This window comes from Acetobacter tropicalis, from assembly GCF_030644465.1.
In the GTDB taxonomy this organism is placed as follows: domain Bacteria; phylum Pseudomonadota; class Alphaproteobacteria; order Acetobacterales; family Acetobacteraceae; genus Acetobacter; species Acetobacter tropicalis.
On record NZ_JAUYUW010000001.1, the window covers coordinates 2,991,268 to 3,016,853 of the forward strand.

The 25,586-nt window shown below is 55.7% G+C and carries 19 protein-coding genes and 1 tRNA gene; 9 read left to right on the forward strand and 11 right to left on the reverse strand.

Annotation, left to right across the window (positions count from 1 at the left end):
* Nucleotides 1-175 precede the first annotated feature (175 nt).
* Nucleotides 176-1,690 (forward strand): replicative DNA helicase, encoded by a 1,515-nt coding sequence (locus QWU00_RS13560; protein ID WP_006559781.1) that lies wholly within the window; start codon nt 176-178, stop codon nt 1,688-1,690.
* Nucleotides 1,691-1,801: 111 nt separating this feature from the next.
* On the opposite strand, the gene QWU00_RS13565 is transcribed toward QWU00_RS13560, so the two are convergent.
* The 4 genes from QWU00_RS13565 to QWU00_RS13580 form a co-directional block, all read right to left on the reverse strand.
* A complete protein-coding gene (locus QWU00_RS13565) occupies nt 1,802-4,246 on the reverse strand; it encodes a DUF3772 domain-containing protein (protein WP_035378135.1) in 2,445 nt (814 codons plus the stop codon).
* A gap of 257 nt (nt 4,247-4,503) precedes the next feature.
* Nucleotides 4,504-4,647 carry a hypothetical protein gene (locus QWU00_RS13570; RefSeq protein ID WP_166443760.1) on the reverse strand — a complete coding sequence of 48 codons (144 nt, stop codon included), beginning with the start codon at nt 4,645-4,647 and terminating at the stop codon, nt 4,504-4,506.
* Between the two features lie 129 nt (nt 4,648-4,776).
* Entirely contained in the window at nt 4,777-5,553 is a 777-nt protein-coding gene (locus QWU00_RS13575) for an ABC transporter ATP-binding protein (RefSeq protein WP_035378137.1), read from the reverse strand.
* Entirely contained in the window at nt 5,550-6,335 is a 786-nt protein-coding gene (locus tag QWU00_RS13580; RefSeq protein WP_035378138.1) for an MlaE family ABC transporter permease, read from the reverse strand. The genes QWU00_RS13575 and QWU00_RS13580 overlap by 4 nt, the downstream gene beginning before the upstream one ends.
* 296 nt (nt 6,336-6,631) lie before the next feature.
* On the opposite strand from QWU00_RS13580, the gene QWU00_RS13585 reads away from it, so the two are divergent.
* The 4 genes from QWU00_RS13585 to QWU00_RS13600 all read left to right on the forward strand — a co-directional run bounded on the left by QWU00_RS13585 (nt 6,632) and on the right by QWU00_RS13600 (nt 9,989).
* Nucleotides 6,632-7,945 (forward strand): UDP-glucose dehydrogenase family protein, encoded by a 1,314-nt coding sequence (locus tag QWU00_RS13585; protein WP_035378140.1) that lies wholly within the window; start codon nt 6,632-6,634, stop codon nt 7,943-7,945.
* Nucleotides 7,946-7,999: 54 nt separating this feature from the next.
* On the forward strand, nt 8,000-9,388 hold the full coding sequence (gene radA, locus QWU00_RS13590; protein ID WP_035378142.1) for a DNA repair protein RadA: 1,389 nt from the start codon (nt 8,000-8,002) through the stop codon (nt 9,386-9,388).
* A gap of 65 nt (nt 9,389-9,453) precedes the next feature.
* Nucleotides 9,454-9,527, forward strand: a tRNA-Gly gene (locus QWU00_RS13595).
* A 231-nt stretch (nt 9,528-9,758) separates the two neighbouring features.
* Nucleotides 9,759-9,989, forward strand: coding sequence for a hypothetical protein (locus QWU00_RS13600; RefSeq protein ID WP_150395564.1), 231 nt, complete (start codon nt 9,759-9,761; stop codon nt 9,987-9,989).
* A gap of 193 nt (nt 9,990-10,182) precedes the next feature.
* Here QWU00_RS13600 and poxB read toward each other — a convergent pair whose 3' ends face one another.
* On the reverse strand, nt 10,183-11,919 hold the full coding sequence (gene poxB, locus QWU00_RS13605; RefSeq protein WP_035378147.1) for a ubiquinone-dependent pyruvate dehydrogenase: 1,737 nt from the start codon (nt 11,917-11,919) through the stop codon (nt 10,183-10,185).
* Between the two features lie 840 nt (nt 11,920-12,759).
* Between poxB and QWU00_RS13610 the strand changes: the two genes are divergently transcribed.
* A complete protein-coding gene (locus tag QWU00_RS13610; protein WP_238706750.1) occupies nt 12,760-14,238 on the forward strand; it encodes an alginate export family protein in 1,479 nt (492 codons plus the stop codon).
* 87 nt (nt 14,239-14,325) lie between these two features.
* Nucleotides 14,326-15,699 (forward strand): amino acid permease, encoded by a 1,374-nt coding sequence (locus QWU00_RS13615; RefSeq protein WP_045543552.1) that lies wholly within the window; start codon nt 14,326-14,328, stop codon nt 15,697-15,699.
* Here QWU00_RS13615 and QWU00_RS13620 read toward each other — a convergent pair.
* The 4 genes from QWU00_RS13620 to QWU00_RS13635 form a co-directional block, all read right to left on the reverse strand.
* Nucleotides 15,685-16,515 carry a class I SAM-dependent methyltransferase gene (locus tag QWU00_RS13620; protein ID WP_052051413.1) on the reverse strand — a complete coding sequence of 277 codons (831 nt, stop codon included), beginning with the start codon at nt 16,513-16,515 and terminating at the stop codon, nt 15,685-15,687. The two genes, QWU00_RS13615 and QWU00_RS13620, sit on opposite strands and share 15 nt — an antisense overlap.
* Before the next feature lie 50 nt (nt 16,516-16,565).
* The gene (locus QWU00_RS13625) at nt 16,566-16,997 is read right to left on the reverse strand and encodes a cupin domain-containing protein (RefSeq protein ID WP_035381036.1); all 432 of its coding nucleotides are present in this window, start codon (nt 16,995-16,997) and stop codon (nt 16,566-16,568) included.
* On the reverse strand, nt 16,994-17,629 hold the full coding sequence (locus tag QWU00_RS13630) for a cupin domain-containing protein (protein ID WP_035381034.1): 636 nt from the start codon (nt 17,627-17,629) through the stop codon (nt 16,994-16,996). The genes QWU00_RS13625 and QWU00_RS13630 overlap by 4 nt, the downstream gene beginning before the upstream one ends.
* Nucleotides 17,630-17,959: 330 nt before the next feature.
* Nucleotides 17,960-18,643, reverse strand: coding sequence for a YoaK family protein (locus tag QWU00_RS13635; RefSeq protein WP_035381032.1), 684 nt, complete (start codon nt 18,641-18,643; stop codon nt 17,960-17,962).
* 298 nt (nt 18,644-18,941) lie between these two features.
* On the opposite strand from QWU00_RS13635, the gene QWU00_RS13640 reads away from it, so the two are divergent.
* A complete protein-coding gene (locus QWU00_RS13640) occupies nt 18,942-19,433 on the forward strand; it encodes a GlcG/HbpS family heme-binding protein (protein ID WP_052051420.1) in 492 nt (163 codons plus the stop codon).
* Between the two features lie 305 nt (nt 19,434-19,738).
* Here the strand turns inward: QWU00_RS13640 and putA are convergent, their stop codons facing one another.
* Complete coding sequence (gene putA / locus QWU00_RS13645; protein ID WP_231551806.1) at nt 19,739-23,395, reverse strand: bifunctional proline dehydrogenase/L-glutamate gamma-semialdehyde dehydrogenase PutA; 3,657 nt, start codon at nt 23,393-23,395, stop codon at nt 19,739-19,741.
* A 259-nt stretch (nt 23,396-23,654) separates the two neighbouring features.
* Nucleotides 23,655-24,359, reverse strand: a complete 705-nt coding sequence (locus QWU00_RS13650) for a GntR family transcriptional regulator (protein WP_035381030.1) — start codon at nt 24,357-24,359, stop codon at nt 23,655-23,657.
* A 606-nt stretch (nt 24,360-24,965) separates the two neighbouring features.
* On the opposite strand from QWU00_RS13650, the gene QWU00_RS13655 reads away from it, so the two are divergent.
* Entirely contained in the window at nt 24,966-25,415 is a 450-nt protein-coding gene (locus tag QWU00_RS13655; protein ID WP_006560090.1) for a DUF2501 domain-containing protein, read from the forward strand.
* Nucleotides 25,416-25,586: the final 171 nt, after the last annotated feature.

The following is a 25,586-nucleotide window of genomic DNA, read 5'->3' on the forward strand; positions in this document are numbered from 1 at the left end:
GTGGGGGCCTTTGATCAGGTGAGTGTACTGATGAGAGGCCTGATAGCCCTTATAATATTTAAGCTAGGCATCGCTTGACTTTGGGTGCGGAAACCAACCCCCTTGTGTGGCGTGAAAGCTGCCACAACGTATGCAGACGTCATAATGAAGACCTGTTAGAACCAACGGCGTGAGTATGACCAAAACAGCCCCCGCGCGGCCGGAAGACGAAACGCTCCTGTCGCTCTCTCTTCGCCAGCCGCCTGCCAACCTTGAAGCGGAGCAGGCGCTGCTTGGCGCGTTGCTGACCAACAACCGCGCGTATGATCGCGTGTCTGATTTTCTGACCGGCGCACACTTTGCCAACGAAGTGAATGGCCGCATTTATGATGCCATTGCCCGCCGCATTGAAAATGGCCAGTTGGCAGACCCGGTTACTTTGCGGGCGGAACTGGAAAACTCGGGTATCCTCTCCGAGGTGGGTGGCATGGCCTATATGGGCAAGCTGCTGACCTCCATGGTGGGGATCATCAATGCCGGGGATTACGGGCGCGCCATTCATGATGCATGGATTCGGCGGCAACTGATTGATATTGGCGAGGGCGTGGTCAACAACGCCTTCGGTGCAACGTCTGATCTGTCGGGCCCGGACCAGATTGCAGCAGGGGAAGAGGCGCTTTTCCGGCTGGCAACTGAAAAAGGGCAGGATGGCGGTTTTGTCGGTTTTGACCGTGCGCTGGCCAACGCCATTCATACGGCGGAGCAGGCGTTCAAGAACGAAGGACACGTCTCCGGCCTGACCTCCGGCTTGCGTGATTTTGATAAGAAAACCGGCGGCCTGCACCCCTCTGATCTTCTGATTCTTGCCGGACGTCCCGCCATGGGGAAGACGGCGCTGGCCACCAAGATTGCGTTCTCTGCTGCACGCGCTCTGATGCAGGATGCCGAGGATAAAGGGCCGGGGGTGCAGCCCAAAGGGGCCGTTGCCATTTTCTCGCTGGAAATGTCGGCGGAACAGCTTGCCGCCCGTATTCTGTCAGAGCAGTCTGAGGTTTCCAGCGAACGTATCCGTCGTGGTGATATTGGGCAGAAGGAGTTTGACCGGTTTGTGCGCGTGAGCCGCGAACTGGCGCGCCTGCCGCTGGTGATTGATGATACACCGGCCATTTCCCTTTCCGCCATGCGGACACGCTGCCGCCGATTGAAGCGGACCAAGGGCCTAAGCCTTGTGGTGGTCGATTACCTTCAGCTGATGCGTCCTTCCGTGGGAACGCGTCCTGAAAGCCGCGTGCTGGAAATTTCGATGATCACGCAGGGGCTGAAAGCCATTGCAAAGGAACTGGAAGTGCCGGTTATTGCACTTTCCCAGCTCTCGCGTCAGGTGGAAAGCCGGGAAGACAAGCGCCCCATGCTGTCTGACTTGCGTGAATCCGGCTCGATCGAGCAGGACGCCGATGCCGTGATGTTTGTCTATCGTGATGAATATTATCTGCAGCAGCGCATGCCCAAGGAAACGGCCTTCGATTCCATGGATAAATACTCAGCGGCCCTTGATGACTGGCAGCGCAAGATGGGGCTGGTGCATAACAAGGCAGAATTGATTCTGGAAAAACAGAGACATGGACCAACCGGCACCGTACATCTGTATTTTGAAGGCGAATACACACGCTTTACAGATCTGGATACCATTCACGAAGACCAGATCCGGTAATTAATGGTATGGGAGAGTGCACATGCTCTCAGTCCAGACCTGTTGCCGTATCATGACCTGTTTGTGGAAACTGGAAAGAAAAAGCCGGGCTCAGAAGGCCCGGCTTTTTTGTCAGCTTTTGGGTAAGGCAAGAGAAGCGGGCATCGATATGGGAATTTGGTGTTCCTGAAACGCTTGCCACAGATCATACAGCGCCTCACTCCGTACGGCAGCCGTATCCAGCCCCGAGCGGGCGCGGGCCGTGCCGGTCAGCAATGCTGAGCCATCTGTTACGGATGAGATGCTTGCGGTCGGGGCCAGTTGCGGGTCAACATTTTTGCAGGCGGCAAGTGTGGCCACCACCACATCCATGGCTTTTTGCAGATCAGAGGCAAACGGTAGCTGAAGGGTGACGGTAAACACGCCCGGTTTTTCAGCTCGCGTGGCGTTGCGCACGGCAGAGGTTATGAACTGGGAGTTCGGCACAATCATGGTGGAGCCGTCCGCCAGCTTGATGTTGGTGGATCGCACGCTGATACGGGCAACCTCACCATGGGCGCCGGCAATATCCACCACATCCCCAATGGAGACGGGGCGTTCGGCCATCAGGATAATGCCAGAGACAAAGTTCTGCACAATGGATTGCAGGCCAAAACCAATCCCCACGGAGAGGGCGCTGACCACCCATGTCATGCTCTTCATGGTGACACCAAGGGCAGACGCTATGCTCAGCCCCACCAGAATCCATGCGGAATAGGTAATGATGCTCAGGATGGAGGCCTGCGCCCCGATATCCAGCCGGGTGGTTGGGAAGAAGCGCTGCCGGAACCAGTTTTTAAGAGTGCGGATAGCGTAGTGCCCAATGATCGGCAAAATCGCACACAGTAGGATGGTATCCAGCGAGATGTGGAAACTGCCTTCCGCCGTGCTTGTGCCGTTTTGCCCCCGAAAGACATACAGAATGCGGTTGCCGACCTGAGCCGGGTCAAAATCCGCACCAGCCGTTGCCACGGAAAACGCCACAACCAGCAGAAACACGCTGATCAACCCCGGAACGACAACACTGGCCTGATCCACCAGCCTAGCGGCGAGGCCAAGTTGCACCAGATGCTGCCCGATTGGCCCATGGGATGGAAAAACGCTGCTGCCCAGAGCAGTAGCCAGAAGAGCCAGGAGCAGCAGGCCTGTCATGGTGATGGCCATGACCGAAACCCAAGAAATAATGGTGTAAGCCAACGGAATATAGCCAGAAAGAACGGCCAGCCAGCAGACAATACAGATGGTCATGGCAACCGTGCGCAGGAAAGGTGCCACCGTGGGGTGGCTACCCGAACCTTCTTCTGCGGAAATGCGCAGTTGGCGGGGAATGGCAAACAGCAGCGGGCTGACTGCCAGCGTGTAAAGGCCGTCCAGCAACTGTACTGGCAGAATGCTCAGGCCGCTTTTGGTGTCCACATAGCGCAGGATACCGCGCACAATCAGCGCAACGGCAAACCAGATGGGAAACAGCCGCAGATTGTGTGCAACCTTGTCCGGCATGGGAAACACCCGCCATTCCGGCTTGCTGGCCAGCAGGCTGATGCCCAGTTCAATAACAAAGCCGCACAGGGGCACCTGAGTGGCCACCATATCGGCCAGTGTATCCAGATCTTCCCCCAACGCCGGATTATTGAGCGCAATGGTGCCCCACACAATACGGAAGGCAAAAGCCCATGCGGCAACACTGATAGCGGCACACACAACAGTAGCGGCGATCGGGCGGATGCGGCCCGTGGGCAGAAACCGGGCTACCAGCATGCGCACCGGATTATGGCAGAAAAAATAAAGTGTCAGCAGCAGGCCGCCTGCAATCAGGCCGCCTAAGGTCCAGAGGGCATGGGTGCCCCGGAAGGCTTCAACCAGAACCGCACTTCCTTCCTGCGCAAGGCTGGTAAGGCGGTCCACATCATCCCCGGATGTGGCAATAAGTTGGGTCCAGAACGTGATGCCCAGAGGAGAGGGGAAACGTTGGGTAAGGGTGGCCTGCTGAATGGCCGTGCCGTGCTGGCGCAGTTCATCCACCAGTTGCTGGGCTTCAAGCTGGTAGAGTTTCAGCCGCGTAATCCGTCCGGAAATATCGCGCTGCTTGGCCGTCAGAGCCCTGCGCTGCTCCGTGATGGAAGCTGCCTCAGGCGGTGCATCCTTGGCGGGGGGCTTTCCCAGAATATCCAGAAAACTCTGATACACGGACTCGTACGGTTTAATCTTGGCAAGCAGTGCGTCTGTGCGGGCTGAAACAGTGGAGGCGCGTTTGAGAAGAGATGCAAAAACGGCTGCGTTTTCGCCCTTTGAGTAGTTTTTCAGGCTGTCCTGATAGATGCTCCGGATCTCGTTATTGATCTGATCCAGCGTGGCATCCGTGGCGACGGCGGAAATATCCGAGATAAGGGGAGTAGCCGGTGTGGCGGGCTGAGAGGCCTGTTTGGTATCAGCCTCCGCCGCCCAGACCTGTGTAGGAGAAGAGAGAGGGGAGACTGCCAGCCCCAGAAACAGGACGGCAAGAGCAGGAAAAAATGCACGAAACGGCTTGATGATCATCAGTCTTCTCTACACCTCACCACACACAATACTCCCTTGCCAAACGTGGCAGCTAACAAGGGGGTTGCGCTCTCATAAGGTGAAAAAAGCGGATAACGCTATGGAATACCTCAGAATCAGCGTTGGCAGTGGGCGAATGAGCAGGAAAAAGGCCCTGCTTTTCCAAACCCCGTTCCCGTTCTTGAGCGGGGTGCGGGAAAGAGAAGATGCCAAAGGCGAGCAGGGTAAAAGAACAGAAACGCTCTTAAAAAGCCTGCTTATTTATGGTTGCTGTGCAGATGATCGTGATAGCCGTATTTTTCCCACTGGGCCGGGGTGGTCAGGTGCTTGGGTTCGCTTTTGAACATGCCACAGGCTGAGAGCGCAAAAGCACATACCAGCATCATAACCGCGTGTTTCATGGTCTCTTTCCTGAAAGGATCTGTTCCTGCTTCTATCTCATTCGCAAGGAAGGCGGGCAAGCAGGCACGATAAAAAAGCGAAAGAAAATCTATGGAAGGGCCTTGGAAGAAGGCAGAAAGAAGGCCCCCTTATTTACGCAATTCCATGGTGATGGGGCCTTCCCGGCGACCATGGGTAAACTGGTCCACCATGGCGTTGCCGCTGTGCATGAGGGACGAGGCTGGTCCTTGCCAGATCAACTGCCCCTTGTAGAGCATGGCGGCTTCATCCCCGATCCGTTGGGCAGACGCCATGTCATGCGTGATGGCAATGGCGGTGGAGCCCAGCTTTTTCACGCAGTCCACAATCAGGCCATCGATGACCGCGCCCATGATCGGGTCCAGCCCGGTGGTGGGTTCATCAAAGAACAGAATGTCCGGCGTTGCGGCAATGGCGCGGGCAAGCCCCACGCGCTTCTGCATCCCACCAGAAAGTTCGGAGGGGTAGAGATCACCCACGGAAGGGTCCAGCCCCATCTGTGCCAGAATAGACCCGGCATGGTCCCGCGCCTGTGGGCGCTTGAGCCGCTTACGGGCCAGCAGGCCGAAGGTCACGTTCTCCCACACCGGCAGACTGTCAAACAAGGCTGCGTTCTGGAAAAGCATGCCAATTTCACCGCGCAGAGCTTCCCGGCGTTTGTCCGTGGCAGTGAGAATGTTTTCGCCATCAATCTCAATGGTGCCGGAATCGGGAATGATCAGGCCCAGAATGCAGCGCAGCAGCACGGATTTCCCGCTGCCAGACCCGCCGATGATGACAAAGGATGTGCCCTGCGCCACGTCCAGATTGACGCCATCCAGCACTTTTTTGGTGCCGAAGGATTTGTGCAGATCGCGGATGCGGATCTTGGGAAGGTTCGCGCTCATTGTGAGAAAAACAGATCTGTCAGGAGGTAATCAAAGGCCAGCAACAGAATGGAGGCCACAACCACCGCCGCTGTTGTGGCGGAGCCAACGCCTTCTGCGCCGCCCTTGCTGTTGTAGCCGTAGTAGCAGCCCATCAGCGCAATCAGGAACCCGAACAGAGCGGCCTTGACCAGCCCGACCGTGACATCAATGGCTTTCAGGGAGTTCAGGGTAGAGGTGATATAGGCGTTGGGGGAGAAGCCCAGCTTCATGACACATACGGTAAAACCGCCAGCAACCCCCAGAACATCCGCCACCAGCACCAGCAGAGGCAGGGCAATCAGGCCCGCCAGCAGGCGTGGGGCCACCAGATATTTCATGGGGTTGGTGGAGAGGGTGGTCAGGGCGTCAATCTGATCTGTGACGCGCATGGTGCCAATCTGTGCTGCCATGGCGGCCCCTACGCGGCCCGCTACCATCAGGCCCGCCAGAACGGGGCCGAGTTCACGGGTTACGGCCAGCACCACAATTCCAGCAATGGCGCTTTGCACATGATACTGCGCAAACCCAGTATAGGATTGCAGCGCAATAACGCCGCCTGAAAACAGGGCTGTCAGCGCTACCACGGGCAGCGAGAAAAAGCCGGTTTCCAGAAAAGCGCCCAGAAAGACGCGCCCGTAAAATGGAGGGCGCACAATGTGGGAAAGGCCTTCAAGCGCGAACAGAGCCAAAGAGCCCGCGGCCCGTATCAAGGCAAGAGTGCCGCGACCCAGTCCGGCCACGAGATTGAGCAACATATCCATCCGGTCTGGTTGTCCGCTCCTGTTGGCGAGTGTCAAGGCACGTTCTAGCTGCCGTAGCCTGACAATGGGGGGTGCGTCAAAGTCTGAAGTCTGTTTTCAGCCTCGTCCTTCTCCGTTTAGCCAAGAAAGAAGGCCATAAAGCGTATGCAAAACGTGCCTATTGCAGGGCTGCCCCATTGCAGGGCGCGGCGTGTGAGGGCATTGGTGTGGCACAGAAAATATGCCTCCCCATAAATCCGGTAAGGGTTAGGGGCGGCAAAAGTCAGAAGGCGGGAGGACAGAAAGTGCGCATAGCCATGATCGGCGGCGGATATGTCGGGCTTGTATCTGGAGCGTGTTTTGCCGAATTCGGCATCAATGTTTCCATTGTTGAAACCAATCCGGCGCGACTGTCCGCCCTGCGGGATGGCCGTATTCCCATCTACGAACCGGGGTTGGATGCACTTGTGTCCTCTAACAGTCAGGCTGGGCGTCTGACATTTGGGGATGATATTGCCCAGGCGGTGACCGGGGCGGAAGCGGTGTTTATTGCGGTTGGCACGCCCCCTCGGAATGGTGACGGCGCTGCGGACCTTCAATACGTGCACGCTGCTGCGCGCCAGATTGCGGAAGCCCTGACGGGCTATGCGGTAATTGTCACGAAATCCACCGTGCCCGTGGGCACCAGCCGCCGGATTGCGGAAATTATTCGCCAGACGCGCCCTGATGCCGATTTTGATGTGGCTTCCAACCCGGAATTCCTGCGCGAAGGCAATGCTATTGGGGATTTCATGCGGCCTGACCGGGTGATTATCGGGCTTGATCAGCGTCAGCCGGAACGGGCCAGCCGGGCGGAACAAGTGCTGCGGCAGGTGTATCGTCCGCTTTCCGTGGTTGAAGCGCCGCTGTTGTTCACAGGGCTGGAAACAGCGGAACTGACCAAATACGCGTCCAATTCCTTTCTTGCCATGAAGATTTCCTTCATCAATGAAATGGCGGATCTGTGCGAAAAACTGGGTGCGAATGTGCATGATCTTGCCCGGGGCATGGGCATGGACAAGCGTATTGGCCGGGATTTTCTGCAGCCCGGTCCGGGGTACGGTGGCTCCTGCTTCCCCAAGGATACGCTGGCGCTCTCCCGCATTGCTCAGGAAGCGCATAGTGCATGCCGCTTGGTAGAAACCACCGTACAGGTGAATGAAGCCCGTAAGGCAGGTATGGCCGGGCGTATTGCGGCTGCGTGTGGTGGGTCCGTTGCAGGCAAGACGGTTGGCGTGCTGGGGCTGACTTTCAAACCCGAGACAGACGACATGCGCGAATCTGCCTCCATCCCGATTCTGCATCGTCTGGCAGAAGCGGGCGCGACGATCCGCGCGTATGATCCTGTTGGCATGGCTGCCGCCAAGCCGCTTCTGCCGCAGGATGTGGTGTACTGCACCGATGCGCTGGAAGTAGCAGAAGGGGCCGATGTGCTGGTGGTGCTGACGGAATGGAACATGTTCCGCGCGCTCTCTCCGGCAGAACTGGCCAAGCGGATGCGCAATGGTGTGATTGTTGATCTGCGCAATATTTTTGATCCGGCTGCTATGCGGGCGGCGGGCCTGACCTACGAGTCTGTTGGTCGCCCTTGAGCCTTGGATGTTTTAGCCTTACATCATTCTGAATGAGAACAAGGATAGAACATCGTGGCTAAAAAACCGTCCCGCCAGTTTGTCTGCCGGGCCTGTGGGGCGGTGTATCCCAAATGGATCGGCCAGTGCGAAGCGTGTGGAGAATGGAACACGCTGGTGGAGGAAACGGCTGAACCTCTAGCGGCGTCCTCACCCCGTGCGGCTGGCAAGGGGCGCCGGGTGAAGCTTGAAGGGTTGGAGGGCATGGCTGCTCCTCCGCCCCGTACCCAGACCGGCATTGTGGAACTTGACCGTGTGCTGGGGGGCGGACTGGTCCCGGCTTCGGTCGTGCTGGTGGGGGGAGACCCCGGTATTGGCAAGTCCACGCTGCTGCTTCAGGCGGCGTGTCGTCTGGCGGGCAAGGGCGAGCGTGTTCTCTATATTTCAGGCGAAGAAGCGGTCGATCAGATTCGTCTGCGTGCTCTGCGTCTTGGCGTTGGCACCGCCACGCTGGATCTGGCAGCGTCCATCAATGTGATGGATATTGTGGCCACGCTGGAAGCCGAGCCTGATGTGCGGGCGGTGGTAATCGATTCCATTCAGACCATGTGGCTTGAAACGGTGGAAAGTGCCCCCGGCACTGTTTCTCAGGTGAGGGCCTGTGCGTTTGAACTCATTCGTCTGGCCAAGCGCCGTGGGTTCAGCCTGATACTGGTTGGGCATGTTACCAAGGAAGGCGCGTTGGCGGGCCCGCGTGTGCTGGAGCACATGGTGGACGCCGTCATGTATTTTGAAGGCGACCGAGGACACCAGTTCCGTATTTTGCGCGCCGCGAAGAACCGTTTTGGCGCAACGGATGAAATTGGCGTGTTTGCCATGACGGACAGAGGGCTTGAGGAAGTGAGCAATCCTTCCGCCCTGTTTCTGGCCGAGCGGCGCGGCAATATTGCCGGATCTGCCGTTTTTGCCGGGTTGGAGGGCACGCGCCCCGTACTGCTTGAAGTGCAGGCGCTGCTTTCTCCCAAAAGTGGAGATGGGGCGCCCCGCCGGGCCGTGGTGGGGTGGGATAGTGGCAGGCTGAACATGCTGCTGGCCGTGCTGGAAACACGCTGTGGCCTGAAACTCTCCGGCATGGATGTCTATCTGAATGTGGCCGGGGGACTGAAAGTGGCGGAGCCAGCGGCAGATCTTGCCGTGGCGGCAGCCCTGATTTCCGCAGCCAGCGGTGTGCCTACCAGTTCTGGTGAAGTCTATTTTGGTGAAGTGGGATTGTCAGGAGAAATCCGGCAGGTGGCGCAGGCAGATGCGCGCCTGAAGGAAGCCGCCAAATTGGGGTTTGATCGTGCCGTGCTGCCCCGCCGTATTGCGCGCGGCAGTGCGCGCAGCAAACCACCAGAAGGGCTTGCCCTGCGCGAGATTGGCCACCTGTCAGACCTGATCAGCGCGGAAATGGAAGCCGAATAGCTCTGTCAGGTCAAAAACCGGATTGTCAGAGGCACTGGGCATCGCTATAGTGCGCACCACAGAACGCGGATGTAGTTCAATGGTAGAACGGCAGCTTCCCAAGCTGCATACGGGGGTTCGATTCCCCTCATCCGCTCCAACTGTAGTTTCCCCAATGAAAACAATGACTTGCAAACATCAGCAGGAAGCAACTTATACCGTGCTGGTAGTAGTTCAGCGGTAGTCCTTTTATGGCCAAGAAGGACGCTGATATGTTTGGGTTGAAGCAGACTGGTGGGAATGGTTAGCCCGTCTCACTAATCCCCGTGACTGTCAGAGGAACGTGGGTGAAGCCTTCGGAACAAAGTCAGGCATCAAACAGGATGCCATCATGTCTCTCCAAACACGGGACAAGAATGAAGCCATCCAGCGCCGTGGGGCTGTATTGGAAACCCTCCGCTCTCAGGTGAATGATGAGAAGCTGGTAGCCATAGGCAAGCGGCCCCCCTTGGAGGCACGCACAGTCACGGAGCGGGCTGTGAATGATGCCTTGTTAGCCAAGAAGGCGATTGAAGAAGCCAGCACGCTTATTCCCCAGACAGAAATGCTGACGGCACAGTGAATGAGAACGTGTCAGCCAAGGAGCGGGACCACCTGCACCTGTGCTGGCCAGTCAGACACAGGGAGTGGCTCCATTATCGGGACGCTTCACGCTTGCCTGCGGTTTTTCCCCTAGGTGTCGGAGAGAGGAGGGATAGCCTGCGCGCTGCAGGCATATCCCTCATGGTCCAAGAAAAGCTGATTGCTAAAACCCGTTAGCGCAGAAACGGAATATTGGTTTTGGCAACATCAATAATCTCATCACCCCGACCGTTCATGATGGCTTTGAGAGCGTAAAGACTGAAGCCGGTAATCTGGGATTTTTCAATTTTGGGTGGCATGGCCAGTTCCTGCGTGTTGGTGACGGCATCCAGCACGGCAGGGCCGGGGTGGTTGAGGATGTTGTCTACAGCAGCAGGCAATTCGGCGGGTGTTTCTGCACGCACAGCATGAATGCCCATGGCACGGCACATGGCGGCAAAATCCGGGTTCTGCAGGGACACGCCTGTTTCCAGATATCCGGCGGCTTTCATTTCCATAGCCACAAAGCCAAGAGTGCCATTATTGTAAATGATAAGCTTGATCGGAAGTTTTTCCTGAACCAGTGTCAGAAGGTCTCCCATTAGCATGGTAAAACCACCATCACCTGAGAGGCTGATAATCTGACGGTTGGGTTGCGCCACCTGTGCCCCAATGGCCTGCGGCAGGGCGTTGGCCATGGACCCATGGACAAAGGACCCCATCAAGCGTCGCTGCCCATTCATTTTCAGGTAGCGTGCAGCCCACACCGTAGGGGTGCCGACATCTGCCGTGAAAATGGCGTCACGTGTCGCGGTTTCATTGATCAGACGGGTGAGGTATTGCGGGTGGATGGGTTTTTTGGTGCCACCGGTTGCCAGATCATCCAGCCCCTGACGTGCTTTTTTGTAAAGTTCCAGACATTTATCCAGATGGGCGCGGTCAGTGCGGGCCGTCAGCCGAGGCAACAGCGCGGTCAGGGTGTGTTTCACATCCCCCACCAAGCCAAGGGCAAGGGGGCAGCGTCGGCCAAGCTGTTGGGGCCGAATATCAATCTGCGCGATCTTTGCGTCTTCTGGATAGAACTGGCGGTAAGGGAAGTCCGTGCCCAGCATCAGCACGACATCGGCGGCCAGCAGCGAATGATAACCGGAGGAGAACCCGATCAGTCCTGTCATGCCCACATCGTACGGGTTGTCATATTCCACATGTTCCTTCCCACCGAGGGCGTGAACAATGGGAGCTTTGAGGGTTTCGGCCAGCCGGATGAGTTCGGCATGGGCACCAGCGCAACCGCGCCCGGCCAGAATGGTAATGCGCTTTCCGCTTTTCAGAAGATCTATCAAAGCGGCCAGATCGTCTTCTGGCGGAACAACAACCGGCTCTTTAGGCAGCAGGGCTATTTTTTCGGAAATAACGGTATTGACCGCTGCCTTCAGCGCCACATCCCCGGGGATGGCAATGACCGCTACCCCTTTTTGACCCACTGCGGCGCGAATGGCGGCTTCAACCACGCGTGGGGCCTGCTCGGGTGAGGAAATGGTTTCACAATAATGGCTACATTCACGGAAGAGGGCTTCCGGCCGGGTTTCCTGAAAATAGCCCGATCCAATTTCCGGGCTGGGAATTTGGGCTGCAATGGCCAGAACCGGCACGCGGGAGCGGTGGGCATCATACAGTCCATTGATCAGATGCAGGTTGCCGGGTCCACATGAGCCCGCGCAAACAGCCAGCTTGCCGGTAACATGCGCCGCGCCGGCAGCGGCAAAGGCAGCAACTTCTTCATGCCGGACATGGACCCAGCGGATGGTCTTGCGTTTGAGCAGGCTGTCCGTAATGCCGTTCAGGCTGTCGCCCACCACGCCATAAATAGAGTCGACACCAGCCTGTTCGAGCGTTTGTACCAGAATATCCGCAACATTGGGTTTCGCCATACTCTTCAGTCCTTAGTCCATGGAAGGGGCAGTGCATTCTAAAAAACCTCTGGGAGAAGGAGGTTCCCCCGGACCAAGAGATGAACGGGATGGACGGTGGACAGGAGAGGCCGCTGTGGCTCGATAATGGTATGGAAAACGAACGGGATGAATATTTCATTACGGGTAAGGAATACTTGTGCAGTTTTCTGAATGCAGGCAGAGACTGTTTATTTTAGAAAGCGGTTAAACAACCAGAATAAGGACGAGAAACATCTGGTGTCAGGGTGAGGTGGGAAGGCAACGTATTGTTTTGGAATAATTATAAAGAAAATAGGATGTGGCTTTTAGGCTATATAAGGGCGATATTCACAATTTTGTGTCTACAAAAATGAACAAAAGATCGTCTCCAGCTTTTTGGCGACATCAACGTATTTTATAAATAATAAGATCATTTATCCGGTATGGGACGAAAATCAGCAGTTTTCTGCCGCATAGTTTAAAGCGTATCCGTGCCTGAACGTTGCTGTTCAGGCATGTTTTCCTCTCGTTACTATAGAAATAATATGATTTTTACAGTAACGGGATCGGTAATGTTCAAAAAGAATATGCCTTGAAAATATTATATTATAATGTAAATTTTATAACATATTCGAGATTATCTGGATCTCGGAATGCTGTGAGCCATATGGCTCTGGGTCAAAATCCTGATGGTCAACCATCTTATTAAGGGTGCTTGACCCTCCACTATGGAGAAAGGGCGTGATGTCCACTGTCTGTGTCTTGCGATGTGCCGGGTGGTGTTGAGCCGATATGCGTTTTTGTGTTTATCCGCTTGTTCTGCTTTGTTGCTCTGTGGTGATGGTATCTGCTGCCCGAGCTGAAAAAACGCTGGTTTCCGTCAAGGACATAACTATTGAAGGTGGTCTTGATATCGGCGGCTCAGCTTTCTATCTTCCTAATGTCAATTTTGGCGCAGGCTCTTATGCCGCCCGTTCTGGTGGCCGCTATAACAGGGCGCAAAGTCCGACCTATGGTGAGCTATACGGCAAACCCATTCTTTCTGGCCGGTGGGATCTTGGGCAGGGTATCTCCATTATCGGCAAGGCCTCCGCACTGGGGGCGGCTACTCTGGGGCATGGGGATGCACAGGAAATTTCCCAGACATCGGGAACACCACGTTCCATCTATCTGGAAGAAGCCAATATCGGTGTAACATTGCCAGTGCATCTGGCAGGAAAAAGCCAGCAGCTTACCGTTCTGGGCGGCCGACAGGCTTTTGCTGTTGATGATGGCTTTCTTATAGGCAAAGGCACTTATAGCGCTGGCAGTCGTGGCGCATGGTGGTATGCGCCACGTTTTGCATTCTCAGGCCCGGGTGTGATCAAGCTGGAAGGCAATCCGGTGCGGGCGGATATCTTCATGCTGGAAAGCAATGCGGATAACGATATCGACTGGGGAAATGATCGACCCAAAACCAAATTTGTCGGGTTCGATGTCAGTTGGTTCCGCAATACGCCGGGTGGGCATGGTGAAAGCACATACGCAGACCGTGCGGCCTACGTCACCTTGACTTATTTTCATGTGCGGGACGCTGATACGTCTTCCCATTACGATTATTCTGCCCGTGGAGATCGCAACGGCATGAATGTCGCCTCGCTGAGTTGGGGTGGCACGCTGGTGCCCTTCCGGCCTCTGGATATTTCAAAAAACTTTACTTTTTACGGGAGTTTTGTGTCTCAACAGAATTCTCATGCCGGGAATGGTTACAAATCGGTAGAAGCCTATGGCATGTATTTTGAACCCGGATACCGGTTCACCATGCTCCCTTGGCAGCCGCAGATTTTTTATCGCTATACCCGTTATGGGGGGAACAAGAACCCTAACGGAACTGTCAAACATAGCTATGATACGTTCTTCCTGTACGATGGAAAACGCTACACCTACGGCGGGTACTGGCCAGGTGAAATTGTAGGGATGTATCTTGCTCCTCTTTCTGATCTGGAAGTGCATCAGCTTGATCTGACGGCGACCCCACCAGTGCATCTGTTCAGCAAAGGGGATAGCCTGAAGCTGGGGCTGCACTATTATGATCTCTCACTGCTTTATCCCTCTGGTGTCGGGCTGAAATCAGGAGGGCGTCATATTTCTGACGAACTGGATGCCACGGCAGAATACACACTGAACGCCACTACATCCGCCGCCTTGGCAGGTGGGGTTGCGTTCTCTGGCCCTGCGGGCCGGGCGTTGGCGCATGCAGGTGTACCAGGCGGTTATCCGGTGCCAGATGTTGGCCATCATGCAGGAATCATAGAGGCGTATTTTTACAAACACTTCTGAAACGCTTATCTATCCAAGGAAATTACCAAGTTTTTTCCGTTAGGTTAATGATCTACATTGGTAATGAAATGAAAGGATGCCATGCACATGGTTGAACAAGACAGCTCTCCAGCCACAACACCTGCCGCGGGTTTACGGAATCGCCATATCGCGATGATCGCCCTCGGAGGGGTAATTGGTGCGGGGCTGTTTGTCGGGAGCGGGGCTGCCATAGCGGCGACCGGTCCGGCCGTGTTGCTGGCTTTTCTGGTGGTGGGCGCGCTTGTTATTCTGGTTATGCGCATGCTGGGTGAAATGGTGGTGGCCAGCCCCGGCCGTGGTTCCTTTGTTGAATACATTCGCATGTCATGCGGAGACCGCGCGGGCTTTACCGCCGGATGGCTCTACTGGTTCTTCTGGGTGGTGGTGCTGGGGAGTGAGGCCATAGCCGGCGCCCTTGTGATTGAGGACTGGATTAAGCTGCCTGTGTGGGTGCTGGCGATCGGCCTGATTATTGCGCTCAAGCTGATCAATTTTGCCGCCCCCCGTGTGTTTGGGGAATGCGAGTTCTGGCTTTCTCTGGTCAAGGTTGTCAGCATTATCGCCTTTATTCTGATGGCGGGCCTCTATGTTCTGCATCTGTTTGGCCCGGGCACAACGCCGGTGCAGAATTTTCTTGGGCATGGCGGTTTTTTTCCGCATGGGTTTGTGGCCGTTCTGTCCATTATTCCCACCATCCTGTTCACCATGATGGGCTCGGAAATTGCAACAGTCGCGGCTGCGGAATCGTCTGAGCCCGGCAAGAACGTGGCGCGGGTGACGCGCAGCATCGGCACACGCGTGACCCTGTTCTATCTGGTCTCTGTCGCCATGATCCTGCTGGTGGTGCCATGGACCAGTATTGTGCCCGGTAAATCTCCATTTGTGTCGGCCATGGATGCCATGGGTATTCCTGGCGCAGGTCTTGTTATGCGTATTGTGGTGTTGAGCGCCATTATTTCCTGCCTGAACTCCAGCATGTACATCACATCCCGTATTCTGACCGAACTGGCAGCCAGTGGGGATGCCCCGCCATCTCTGGCGCGGGAATCAACCACGGATGCGCCGCGTCTGGCCATTGTGGTCAGTAGTGTGGCGGGTACAGTGGTGGCGTTCTCCTCCATTCTGGCACCCGACACCATTTTCGCTTTTTTGCTCAGTTGTAGTGGTGGCGTTATTCTGGTGGTGTATTCCATGATCGTGGCTGCCTACATCAAGGCAAGAGAGGCCGCCCAGAAAGCGGGTGAAGCGGATGGTTACAACCTGCCGTTTTTTCCGTATTGCAACTACGTGGCGCTGATTGCTGTGGTGCTGGTGTTTGTAGCCATGCTGCTCAACCCTGCTGAACGGATGACGGCTGTTGCCAGCATTGGCACATCGGTTGTGTGCTATGGGCTCGCTTCTTTTCGCACGGGGCGTCGTGCCAGTTCAGCGGCGCTCTAATGCGCCAGAAGAGCGGGGAGGTTTACGAGCCGTGTAAAGCGCGGTCATGAACCGCCGCTCCACTATCCCCCCAAATTCCTGATCTGCCAGTTTTGCCAACTCATGCAGGATATGGGTCTTTACGGCAGGATCAGCCGCGCTGATTTGCGAGAAGGTTGCGGCCAGCGCACTGATCTGCGCGGTGGTCATTGTGATGTTCCATCGCAGAAAAAATGCTTCCACATCCTGAAATCCTGCGGCGTGAAGGTCGTCCAGACGCGCTGTGCGATTCAGGGCAAACGGGAGTTGGCCCTGTTGCCAACTCCGGCTTTCCCCGAGTTGGGCAAAGAGAGGGCTGGCCTTCAGATGAAACGCATCAGGTTCATTTGGGTCTCCAAACACGTTCCACCACATTGCCCACCATCCTCCCGGTTTGAGAGCGCGATGGACTTTGCGTAAGGCTTCTGCCTGAGGCAGCCAATGGAACGCAGTTGCCGCAATGCCGAGATCATACGTGCCCGCTTCGATGGGTGCATCTTCCCAACTGGCTGGGATTACAGTCAGATGCGGTGCTGTTGGAGCCAGATATTCTGCAAGATACGCACAGAGCCGTGGGTCGGGTTCAATGGCTGTCAGTTCTTCTGGTTGATGGTCCAGCAGGATACGGGTTGCCTGTCCTGTACCAGGCCCGATTTCAAAGATGCGTGCTCCAGCAAAAGGTATGCAGGCCCTCAGGTGATCATAAACGACCGCAGGATAAGGGGGGCGTGCCTCCTGATACGCGGCTGCATTTTCACCAAACGTCGTTCGCCTGTTGCGGAATGATGGGGTTTCCAAAAAATTTGTCCTGTGTGCCAAAGGCTGTTGGGGAGCGCTCTCGTGTTCCTTTATGGTTTTCCTGTCTGCACATAATCGGATGGTTGGAATGGCGGCGCGGTGAGCGCGTAAAAACGCAGCACACTTTGCGGAGCGGCAGCAATTCGGTGGCGGCTTCTTGCAACAAGACGCACAATATCTCCCGCTTTTACCGTGTGGGGCGTGCCTTCAAGCCAGACGGTGCCATGGCCCTCTTTGATGAGAAAAAATTCTTCGGCGGTTTTGTTGTAGCTTTCCGGATAAGAGATGCCGGGTTTGAGCGTAAACAAGGCAATACTCAGCTTTCCCGAAGGAAGGGCAGCATTTTGTCCTACAAGTTCCTGTAGCGTGCTTCCTGCGGAGGGGGTGATTTCTGGGACCTGTGCGGGTGTGAGTGTCTGCGCGCGCGCAATGACACTAGAAAAAGCGGCCAGCGTGATAAGAGTAGAAAACACTGTCTTCATGGGGTGATCGCTTTCTCACGGGTCAAGGCCGTGATCTCTTGGCTGGCAGAAGGATAAAGGCGGGAAAGTTGGGCGCGGTTTCCGGGTTCAAAATCGTTGGGGATAAAACCGGGGGCCATGGTGGTTCCAGCAAAGGCCCAGCCAAGGGGGCCTTCGGGTGCTGACCCTTGCCACACACCTTCCGGTACAACAAAGGCGGGGTTTGCTGCGTTCAATTTCACATGCCTGATGCTGGCATCGGGGTAAAGCAGCAGAAGGTGAATGGTATCGCCTTTATAAAAATGCCAGACCTCAGCTGTTCTCAATCGGTGCAATGCTGAAAATCCACTTCGGGTTTCCAGTAACAGAATGGCTGTGGAAATGGGGTGCGTAACGCCTGCATAACGGGCGGGAAGCGCTGCACCGGGAATGGTTTCCGGTGTTCTTTGTAGTTGAGAAAACCAGCCTCCTTCAACCGGGATAGGCTGCATATGATACTGCATCATCAGGGAGCGTGCTGCCGGAGGCATGGAACCATCTGTGTCCGCCAGCGTGGGGTGAACGGTTCCCAACAGGCAGATCAGGGCAGCGGCACAGACAGGCAGGCCGGATGAGGGCGACGAAAACCACCACATGGATTTTTTTTCAAACATCTTACCTCACATGCCTGCACGCGCAGGTGGCGCTATGTAGTGTGCGATTGCAGGGGAAGGGCAGGGAGAACTTTGTAAGACATAGTGTGCAAACAAGGTTCTTTTGGTTGAGCCAGGGGAAGTGGTGAAAATTTCCCATGTCATATGCGCCCCCTGCGTCCTTTGTATCGTTACGATACGATTATCATCTCGATACAGAGGAAGCGCAAGCCGCAAGGCAGAGGGCGTGATGTGTGTTGGTGCATTCAGCCAGACAGAGTGATGCAACTAGGTAGGGTAGTCTGAACGCTCTTACTGGAGCCCTCAACGGATACCTGTCTCTTTCAGCTTTTAGTGGATGGTCAGGCTGTCCAGATGGATCAGCAGACCATGTTCGCGCAGGTAGAGCAGCGCACCTGCCGAAAGAATGGTGGCTCCAGCAATGGCGATGGAGAGGGATATGCTGTGGCTGGAAACCAGTGTGCCGATAACAGCCCCGACAAACAGGCTGCCAATGGCTGCCAGCCTGCGCCAGGTGCCCGGATTGGAGCCTCCGGCAATGCTGCTGTTGTGGGCCAGACCATGCAGGAGCATGGTTGCGGCCGGCAGGCTCATATCCGCGACCTTTGCGTGGCGGGTGGCAGAGGTCTGCATGCCCATGGCAAAGGCAAGCAGGCCGAGCGTAATATAGGTGCGGCCGGGTGGGTTGGCAGCCCAGACCAGTGCGGTCAGACCCACCAGCAGGCCTACACGCAGCAGAATATCCCCTACCGCATAGCGTACAGTGCGGTCCCGGCGCGTCAGGCGTCCCCCGGTAACGGCCCCCAGCAGATACAGGCCAATCGCTTCAAAGCCGGATAAGACCACGGTTTCCGATGTTGCAATATGCACAGCCATCAGCAGGATGGTGGCGGTCATGTAGCCCGCAAAAATTTTGAGATGCAGCAGGGATACGGCATCAAGCATGCCCATGGCCATGGTTACCAGAATAATGGCGGCAACCAGTCGGGGGTCGTGGCCTGCGCGGGTGGTCATGAAGTCTCCGAAAAACAAATAGCTGAATAAAGAAGGGTGGGGGGTCTCATATCATTTTTTCACGTTTTTGTGTGTTTCTGTTGTCAAGGCTCCTATGGGGCTGTTGCACGGCTTTTGTCGGCCTGAGCGCATAAAAGAAACGGTAGATGAAAAAAGAAGTTTGTCTGCTCTTGATTTTTTGATTTGCGGATATCTCTTCGGCCACACACACCCTTCAGGCTTATGATACCAGTAGGGTGACAAAATCATGGGTCAGAAACGCGCAAATTGTATCGGGTTATGGTCACTCTGTGCTGGCATGGTGGTGGCGGTAGTGTCGCATTCCGTAGCCTGTGCACAAAGCCACATTGTTTCCTTGCAAAAGCTGGACTGGTCCACGGCCGAACATCTTGCATCGGAAGCTGTTCGAGTGTGTCAGGCGCAGGGATATTCCGTTACCGCCACCGTTGTGGATACCACGGGGCACCAGCAGGTTGTTATCAAAGGCGATACAGTGCCCTTGCAGTCTCTCTCGGTTTCTTATCGGAAGGCTTATACGGCATATTCCTATGGGCTGGCGTTTAACAAAAATACAACCAGTGAACTGATTGCCGCCAAAGTGACCGGTCCCGCCAATGGGGCATTGAACACCATTCCTGAAGTTTTGTTTGTGCCGGGGGGTGTCACAGTGCGTACAGCCTCAGGCGGTACTGTTCTGGGGGGCCTTGGTGTGTCTGGAGCACCGGGTGGAGAGAAGGATGAAGCCTGCGCTCTGGCTGCGGTTAAAAAATTCCAGGCAGAATTCCATTAGAACAAGGCGGTCAAAAGAAAGACGTCTGGCTATCCTACAAAAAAGATAAGCAGGGCTGAAGAGACTGATCATGTGAGACTACACATCTCCAATGATGTGTGTGCGTTTTCTCTCATTCCGTAGTAGCTTTTTCAAAATCTCGGTGCGCCTTCAGTCCTCACTATAAGACAAATGCAGATGTGGCTGTGTTGTGTTTGAAAACAGGTCTGGCAGGAAAAAATTGTTTATCGGAGGCCAGAGGAGAGACTGAGATACAGAAAGGTTTTTTCTGCATCTCAGTTTCTTACTTTTAAGCACTCTCCGCCTTAGCCGAGCGTCATGAGGCTGGCGTTTCCTCCGGCAGCAGTTGTGTTGATGCTGCGGGATTGTTCTTCCAGAACACATTCAGCAGAAGGCAGCTCATTGCCCGTAATCCATGAGGAAGCAATGGGGGCGGTGTTGCTGCCAGCCAAGGCTTGCCGGGCTGCGGCAAAGGCGGCGTCATCACGCTCGCTGAGCACAATGGCGCATGGTTCTGCCGTGGCGCTTGCAACCAGCTTCACTTTGGTGCGGATTGCGTCTGGCAGACTGATATACCAGCTTGAAATTGAGGCATCGGCCAGAATGAGCGCTGTATTCCCGCCGCTGAGCGCCAGAGAGATCTGGTTATACAGCCCTGTTTTGGTGGTAGGGATACATAGCACATTGCCCCGTGGTGTCAGGCTGTAAAGGTTTTTCTCGCCTACCGGGCCGGGTAGCGCTATTTCTCCACCCACCAGAGGTAGCCGGGTAAGAGAGGCGGCTGTTGTGGCTGAAGTGCTTTCCCCCTGGCCACGCAACCAGTCGGTCCAGGCTGTCATGGCGGCGGGAACGCGGCCACGCATCAGGTGTGGCGCGGTCGGAGCCTGCGCCAACAGGCGGCGCAGGATCAGCGGGCCACCGGCTTTGGGGCCGGTGCCTGAAAGCCCACGTCCACCAAAGGGCTGCACACCTACCACGGCACCAATAGTGTTGCGGTTTACGTACAGATTGCCCGCCTCAACATGAGAGAGAACATGCTGCACGGTCGATTCAATGCGTGTATGCAGGCCAAAGGTCAGGCCGTAACCCGTTGAGTTGATGTCGGCCAAAAGCTGATCCAGCTTGCTGCGGGAATAGCGCAGCACATGCAGCACGGGACCGAACACTTCCGCACCCATTTCTCGCACATTGGCAATTTCAATCAGCGTGGGGGGGATAAAACTGCCATTGGCACAGGCTTGGGGCACATCAAGAGCAAAAACGGACGCTTTTTTCTGGCGGAAGTGTTCAATATGCTTGGTGATGCCTTCGGCAGCTTCTGCAGTAATCACCGGGCCCACATCGGTTGAAAGCAGGGCAGGGTTCCCCATGCTCAACTCCCGCATGGCACCGCGCAGCATGGTCAGAATGTGGTCAGCGCAGTCTTCCTGCACGCAGAGCAGACGCAGGGCGGAACAACGCTGGCCTGCGCTATCAAAGGCTGAGGCCACAACATCGGCTACAACCTGCTCGGCCAGTGCGGAAGAATCCACAATCATGGCGTTCTGGCCACCCGTTTCCGCAATCAGTGGTACGGGTTGGCCCCTGTGGGTACGGCGGGTTTCAAGCTGGCGATTGATGGCCTGCGCAACAACGGTGGAGCCGGTGAACATCACGCCGGAGATGCGCTCATCCCCGACCAGTGCTGCGCCAATATCTCCTTCACCGGTCAGCAGTTGCAGTGCGCCAGCAGGCACACCGGCTTCGTGCAGGACACCAACGGCCAGTGCGGCAATCAGGGGCGTTTCTTCTGCCGGTTTGGCCAGCACCACGTTGCCCGCAGCCAGTGCTGCGGCAATCTGGCCGGTGAAAATGGCTAACGGAAAGTTCCAGGGGCTGATACAGACCACACTGCCCAGGGGCACATGGGTGCTATTATCAAATTCCCGGCGGACGGTTGCCCCGTAATAGCGGAGGAAGTCTACTGCTTCACGCACTTCCGCAATACCGTTGGGCAGGGATTTTCCTGCTTCACGGGAAAGCAGAGCCAATAGCTCATCCTGCCGGGCTTCCAGAAGGTCAGATGCTTTTTCCAGAATATCCGCCCGTGCAGAAGCTGGTGTTTCTGCCCACGCTTTTTTGGCTTTTTCTGCTGCTGTTACAGCTTTTTTGGCTACCTCCGGCGTTGCCAGCACCACGGAACCCACAACATCCTGACGATTGGCAGGATTGGTAACAGGCATGGCTGTGCCTTTGGGCTTCTGACCTGTGATGATTGGTGCCGCTTTCCATGTTTCTGGTGCGTTTTTCAAGCCTTCCGCAAGGGAGGCCAGAATCTGATCGTCGGCCAGATCCGTTCCTGTGGAATTGCGGCGTTCTTCACCAAATAGCTCTGCGGGTTTACGGATTTCAGAATGAGATGCGCCGTAAGGTGTAAAGCTATGGGCAGTTTCGAGCGGATCTTCTACCAGAGCGGACACAGGAATGGTTTCATCGCCAATCTGGTTCACAAAGGATGAGTTGGCACCGTTTTCCAGCAGACGACGCACCAAATAGGCCAGTAGGGTTTCATGTGTGCCTACCGGGGCATAAATACGGGCCGGACGGCCAAGTTTGTCCGCCCCCACAACCTGTTTGTAAAGGGGTTCGCCCATGCCATGCAGGCATTGGAACTCATATGACCCAATCTCAAACTTTTCATCTGCGAGAGTATAGATGGTGGAAAGCGTGCGGGCATTATGGGTGGCAAATTGCGGGAAGATAACATCCCGTGCGGTCAACAGTTTGCGGGCGCAGGCAATGTAGCTGATATCTGTGTGGCTCTTGCGGGTATAAACCGGGAAATCAGATAGGCCATCGACCTGTGCTTTCTTGATTTCACTGTCCCAGTAAGCGCCTTTAACAAGCCGAACCATCAGCCTGCGGTTGGTGCGGCGTGCAAGGTCAATAATGAAGTCCAGCACGTATGGGCAGCGTTTTCCGTAAGCCTGCACCACAAAGCCGATGCCGTTCCAGCCTTCCAGGCCGGGGGTCTGGCAAAGCGCTTCCAGCAGATCAAGCGAGATATCCAGTCTTTCGCTTTCTTCCGCATCAATATTGATGCCAATGTCATAGCTGCGGGCAAGCAGGGTGAGTTCCTGCACAACAGCCAGCAATTCTGTCATAACCCGTTCGCGTTGTGCGCGGGCGTAGCGCGGGTGTAGGGCGGAAAGCTTGATGGAAATGCCCGGGCGTTCATACACATTTGCGCCTTTGGCACTGCGGCCAATGGCATGAATGGCGTTGATGTAATCCTGCCGGTAGCGGTTGGCGTCCTGTGCGGTAAAGGCGGCTTCTCCCAACATGTCATAGGAATAGGAAAAACCGATCTCTTCCAGCTTTGTGCTGTTTTTACGGGCCTGTTCAATGGTTTCGCCCAGCACGAACTGCTCGCCCATCAGGCGCATGGCGGCATCAACGGCTTTGCGGATAACCGGCTTGGTGGCGCGGTTTACAAAGCCCAGCAATGCACTTGCCAGATCTTTCTCGTCCCGCTCGGCCACCAGTCCGCCTGTCAGCGCCAGCCCCCATGCCGCCGCATTGGCAAAGAGCGGGCGGCCACGGGAGGCATGGGCCAGCCAATCGCCCTCGCCAATCTTGTCCTGAATCAGGGCGTCTCGTGTGGCAGTGTCAGGAATGCGAAGCAGCGCTTCGGCCAGGCACATCAGAGCCACACCCTCAGTAGAAGAGAGGGAGAATTCCTGTACAAGGGTTTCCACCAAGCCGGGGTTGCGCTCTGCGCGCAGCTTTTCAGCCAGACCGGTAGCTAGAGTGGTGGTGGCGCGGCTTTGTGCTTCGGTAAGCGTTGCGGCCGGGGTAAGAGCGTGCACGCACTCGGCTTCGGGCTTACGAATAGCCTCAACAATAGCCTTGCGCAGGGGCGTGCGGGAAGAAAACGCGGGGGCGAAAGTGTCATACACTGACATGGGCTTCTGTTCCGGCATGTGGCGAGCCTGCGCTTCCCGTTCTTCAGACTCAGGAAGTTTTGGCTCCATAACGTTTTTCGTCCTTCGCACGATAATATATGATTTGCAAGATTATATATTCTCTATGTGAGCAGCAGGGAGAACGGGGCATCCGGGCGCAGGGCATGGGTAACTGCGCACGGTCTAAAACGGGCGAATTTTGAAAGGAATGATCAGCCGGAGAGAAAGGGGCAGAGCGCATGTGCGCGCTTTGCCAATGTCGGGTAGGGGGTGTTTTTTAGCTGGCTTTGGTGTGCGGTGTTTTGGCGCGGAAGACTTCAACGGAGATGTTGGCCGCTTCCAGAATATGGGTACGGGTCAGGCGTGCAGCCAGATCTGCATCCCGCGTGCGGCAGGCTTCCAGAATAGCCAGATGTTCTTCATCCGTCGTGGCCTTGCGCCCTTCAATCCGAAGGTGGCCCCGGATATAGCGGTCCAGCTTGTTGTGCAGATCATCAATCATTTCCAGCAGACGCGGCTTGCCTGCGGCGGCGTAGATTGCATTATGAAAGGCTCGGTTCAGTGCACCTGATTTTATGGCGCCATCAGGGCCGCTGACACCTTCCACAAAAGCTTCGTAGGCATCTTCTATACGGGCCAGATCCACGCGGGTCATGTTCCGCACGGCCTCGCCTGCCGCCTGTTCTTCCAGCAGGGCGCGGATATGCGAATATTCAAGAATATCCGCTTCATTCATGCCCACCACGGTTGCGCCGCGGTTGGGCAGAAAGGCCACCAACCCTTCAGCTTCCAGATGTTTTAGCGCTTCCCTGACCGGAATGATGCTGACACCAAACCCGTTTGCCAGTTCAGATTGCGGCAGGGCGCGTCCGGCTTCCAATGTGTCATTGAGAATCGCCTTCCGCAGCGCCGCGCAAATGGTTTCAGACGCCGTGCCATGGCCTGCAAATTCCGTTTTGACAAAAAGACTTGCAGGCAACATCCGTGCAGAGCTCCAGAAAATAGATCAGCAACATGCGTCTCCATCATAGAGAGCGTCCATCTGTTATGCCAACCCGTCTCGTCATGGAAACGAAAAGAGGACCGTGGGAGGGCGTGTCATGGGCTGGCAGGAAGACACGTTTGGCAGGGCAGCCGAAGGAGGCACCGGTGTTATCTCTGGTCACTATATCGTGAACAGTCGTTTGATAAGGATTAGGCAGGAGGGAGGAAGGGCCGCCGGAAGCCTCCCTGTAGGAAGCGCAGGAGGGAGGCCCGCCACCCTATCATGGAGGGGCATGGGCCCTCGTGTTGATGTGTTTTTATAGTGCAATGAAAACCCGGAAAATGATGGTGAGCACATTACGTTTTCCATAAATCAAGCGTGAAAGGGGAGTGGCTGGTTTGTCTGCCGGGGCGACAAGGCTTTTCGTGAGGCAGGCGTATCGTGCCCGATATTGGCCTGGCGTGAAGGGGAAATAGGGGTGCCTGAACAGAAAAAGCTGAGTGATATCTGAGGTCTGCCATGCTTGAGATGCGCAGAGGGCTGGCTTGATCTTTCTGTGGTTTGCAGGGCAGTTTGGCGCTTATTCCGCTAGGGAGATTCTGAATGAAACTGATTTCCGTACGTGCCCTGTCGGCGCTTGCTGTTACAACAATGCTGGCTGGCGCGCCTGTGTTTGCTCACGCTGCCGATACCCCTGCTCCGGTTTCCAAGGGTGGTGAACAGGCTGAAGCCGGTGGCAAAGGCGCTATCCAGACAGATGCCGATCTGTCCGGTTATGTGGGGTCCATCAATCCGGTTGAAGTGGCCGGGCTGCTGAACTACTGCACCCAGGGCAACTATGTTGACTATGATGATGGCTTCAAGGTGCTGCAGTCTTACAACCAGAAGACCAACGCCGTGCCGGATGGCCAGGAAGGCAACATGTATTACGCCCGTGGCACAGCCGGGCAGCTTCAGGCCAATGGCAAGACCTATTCCATTGCAACATCCAGCATTCCGGTGCGCCAGAAAACCTGCGCGGCAGTTCTGTCTCGCGCCAAGGCTGCACTGTAAGACACAGGTTCTCAGGTCTTTCCTGCGGGTTCAGGCCTTGTAGGGTAAGAGTTGTAAAAAGGGGGAAGGTCGGCTGCGCAAAGCAGTCGGCCTTTTTTCTTGTTATTATAAACCAAGTTTAATCTGGCCGTATCGGGCGGCATACCTTTCCCCAATCGCGTTAATGTGATG